The sequence below is a fragment of the uncultured Amnibacterium sp. genome (assembly GCF_964244015.1).
In the GTDB taxonomy this organism is placed as follows: Bacteria; Actinomycetota; Actinomycetes; order Actinomycetales; family Microbacteriaceae; genus Amnibacterium.
The window spans coordinates 1-3491 of sequence record NZ_CAXTHO010000191.1 but is presented as its reverse complement, the minus strand read 5'-3'; the positions used below and the strand labels follow the sequence as shown (position 1 = coordinate 3491).

The following is a 3491-nucleotide window of genomic DNA, read 5'->3' as shown; positions in this document are numbered from 1 at the left end:
GTTGCGGCGTGTCGCGCTGAAGCACCCGCTCGCGTCGCGATCCGTGCCGCATCTGCGTCGCGAACGCGGCACGGATCGCGACGCGGGCAGGGACGGACATGCAGGGGCGCAGAGGGGAGGGCCCCGGAGGCGTGATGCTAGAGTCGTCGTCGCTTCCGGCCCCGGAGACGGGTCGGCGTGCGCCCCGATAGCTCAGTGGTAGAGCATCTCCATGGTAAGGAGAAGGTCAAGAGTTCAATCCTCTTTCGGGGCTCGGACAGGCGGCTCGCGCACCCCGCGGCAGCACGTCCTCGCGGCGGGGTAGCTCAGGTGGTTAGAGCACACGGCTCATAATCGTGGTGTCGCGGGTTCAAGTCCCGCCCCCGCTACGTCGAAGTCCCGGAAACTCAAGGGTTTCCGGGACTTTTTTGGTGGCGAGGTTTGATCTCGTCAACGTGTACTCACCGGTTTGCCGTTTCACACGGCTCTGATCAGGCATTTCTACCCGTCCTGACCGGGGTGTCTTCTCATGGTTCAAGTCGTTCTGGCCTTGGCCGCGCACCTGGTCTGCATGGACCAAGACGAGTCGACACGATTGGGCCTCGAGCCCTTCCTCGACGTCCGCGAGCTGGCGCAGTACCTGGGCGTGCCCGTGACAACGGTGTACGAATGGCCCACCCACGGCAGCGCCTGGACCTCGGAACCTTCGGCACCATCAGCTTCGTGACCGCGCACCGCGGCCGTGTGCAGGCCCGCGCTCGGCAACGGGACTGGGATGGTGCAACTCGGCAGGTCTCAGCCACCAGGCCCGGTTGGTGCTGCGCCTCGCTCTGGCACTTGCGGTTCGCCACGAGGTCCTGCCGCGCAATCCCATGGACAACGTCTCGCGCCTGCACAAGCCGCCGCACACGCCGGACGCGCTCACTGACTTCGAAGTCGCGACAATCCGGGCAGCCGTGAAGCACTGGGAGAGCGGGCGGTGCGCGCCGGCAGATTCGGGTCAAGCGCCGACGTACTCCGCGAGATGCTGGCCGGTCAGGGTCGAGCGGTCGGCGACCAGCTGTGCGGGTGTGCCCTCGAAGACAACCCGGCCGCCGTCGTGCCCGGCGCCCGGCCCGAGGTCGATGATCCAGTCCGCGTGCGCCATCACCGCCTGGTGGTGCTCGACGACGATTACCGAGCGACCGGAGTCGACGAGGCGGTCCAGCAGCCCGAGCAGCTGCGCGACGTCCGCCAGGTGCAGGCCCGTCGTGGGTTCGTCGAGCACGTAGACCGCACCCTGCCCCGCCATCTGCACCGCGAGCTTCAGCCGCTGCCGCTCACCGCCGGACAGTGTGGTGAGGGGCTGCCCGATCGTCAGGTAGCCGAGGCCGACGTCCTTCATCCGCACCAGGATCGCGTGCGCGGCCGGCACGCGGGCGTCGCCCGTGCCGAGGAACTCCTCCGCCTCGGCGACGCTCATGCCGAGCACCTCGCTGATGTCGCGCCCACCGAGGCGGTACTCGAGCACCGCCGCCTGGAACCGCTTCCCGCCGCACTCCTCGCACGACGTCGCGACCGTGTCCATGATCCCGAGATCCGTGTAGATCACCCCGTTGCCGGCGCACACCGGGCAGGCACCCTCCGAGTTCGCACTGAACAGGGCCGCCTTCACGCCGTTCGCCTTCGCGAACGCGGCGCGGATCGGGTCGAGCAGGCCCGTGTACGTGGCGGGGTTGCTGCGCCGCGAGCCGCGGATCGGGCTCTGGTCGACAGAGACGACGTCGGCCCGCGTCGACAAAGACCCGTGCACCAGCGAGCTCTTGCCGGAGCCCGCGACCCCGGTGACGACGACCAGCACGCCGAGCGGCACGTCGACGTCGATCGCGCGCAGGTTGTGGGAGACGGCGCCGCGGATCTCGAGCGCCCCGGTCGGCTCGCGCACCTCGGGCTTCACGGAGACGCGGTCGCCGAGGTGGCGCCCGGTGAGCGTGCCGCTGGTCCGCAGCTGCTCCACGGTGCCCTCGAACACGATCTCGCCGCCGGCCGCGCCAGCGCGCGGCCCGAGGTCGACGACGTGGTCGGCGATCGCGATCGTCTCGGGCTTGTGCTCGACGACGAGCACCGTGTTCCCCTTGTCCCGGAGGCGCAGCAGAAGCCCGTTCATGCTCTGGATGTCGTGCGGGTGCAGCCCCACGGTCGGCTCGTCGAAAACGTAGGTGACGTCCGTCAGCGACGACCCGAGGTGCCGGATCATCTTCACGCGCTGCGCCTCCCCGCCGGAGAGGGTGCCCGCGGGTCGGTCGAGGCCGAGGTAGCCGAGCCCGATCTCGACGAACGAGTCGAGCAGCTGCTGCAGCCCACTGAGCAGCGGCGTGACGGACGGCTCGTGCAGCGCGCGCACCCACGTCGCGAGGTCACTGATCTGCATCGCGCACGCGTCCGCGATGCTGATCCCCGCGACCTTCGAGGTCCGCGCGCCCTCCGCCAGGCGGGTGCCGCCGCACTCGGGGCACGGCTGGAACGTCACCGCCCGCTCGACGAACGCGCGGATGTGCGGCTGCATCGCGTTGACGTCCTTCGACAGCATCGACTTCTGCACCTTCGGGACCAGCCCCTCGAAGGTGAGGTTCATGTTCCCAATCCTGACCTTCGTCGGCTCCTTGTGCAGGAAGTCCTGGCGCTGCGCCGGGGTGAGGTCGCGGAGGGGGACGTCGCTCGGGACGAGGCCGGACTCGCTGTAGATGCGCACCATCCACCCGTCCGCCGTGTAGCCGGGGATGGTGATCGCGCCCTCGGCGAGCGTCTTCGAGTCGTCGAACAGCTGCGCCAGGTCGATGTCGCTGACGGTTCCCATGCCCTCGCAACGCGGGCACATGCCGCCGACGCTCGAGAACGTGCGTTTCTCCGCCTTCGCCCCGCCGACCGAGATCGCGCCCGCCCCGGAGACGGAGGGGACGTTGAAGGAGTACGCCGTCGGCCCGCCGACGTGCGGCGACCCGAGGCGCGAGAACAGGATTCGCAGCATCGCGTTCGCATCGGTCGCGGTACCGACCGTGGAGCGGACGTTCGCGCCCATCCGCTCCTGACTGACGATGATCGCGGTGGTCAGGCCCGCGAGCACGTCGACGTCGGGGCGGTTCGGCGTGGGCATGAACCCCTGCACGAAAGCGGGGTACGTCTCGTTGATCATCCGCTGCGACTCGGCGGCGATCGTGCCGAACACCAGCGAGCTCTTCCCCGACCCGGACACCCCCGTGAAGACCGTCAGGCGGCGCTTCGGCAGCTCGAGCGAGACGTCCTTCAGGTTGTTCTCCCGGGCGCCGGTCACCCGGATGACGTCGTGGGTGTCCGCGGGGTCGACCATGCGCGCGACCCTAGTGCTCGCGGCGGCGGCGCTCGAGGTCGGGCTGAGCACAGTCCTCGCGGCGCGCCTCGCGCGCGTCGTCACGCGGAGCGCGCGCCAGCTCGATGATGTCGATCCGGCGCTCTGCGCGCTGGTTCGCTCACTCGCGCAGCGCCTGTTCGGAGCA

General features: G+C 69.6%; 1 protein-coding gene and 2 tRNA genes. 2 read left to right on the top strand and 1 reads right to left on the bottom strand.

Annotated features, from left to right (window positions below):
* The first annotated feature begins 181 nt into the window (after positions 1-181).
* Together ACFE67_RS14585 and ACFE67_RS14580 are read left to right on the top strand one after the other, a co-directional pair.
* Positions 182-253 (top strand) — tRNA-Thr (locus ACFE67_RS14585).
* Positions 254-294: 41 nt separating this feature from the next.
* Positions 295-368: transfer RNA gene (locus ACFE67_RS14580), tRNA-Met, on the top strand.
* A 611-nt stretch (positions 369-979) separates the two neighbouring features.
* Here ACFE67_RS14580 and ACFE67_RS14575 read toward each other — a convergent pair.
* Positions 980-3325, bottom strand: coding sequence for an ATP-binding cassette domain-containing protein (locus tag ACFE67_RS14575; protein WP_375407595.1), 2346 nt, complete (start codon positions 3323-3325; stop codon positions 980-982).
* Positions 3326-3491: the final 166 nt, after the last annotated feature.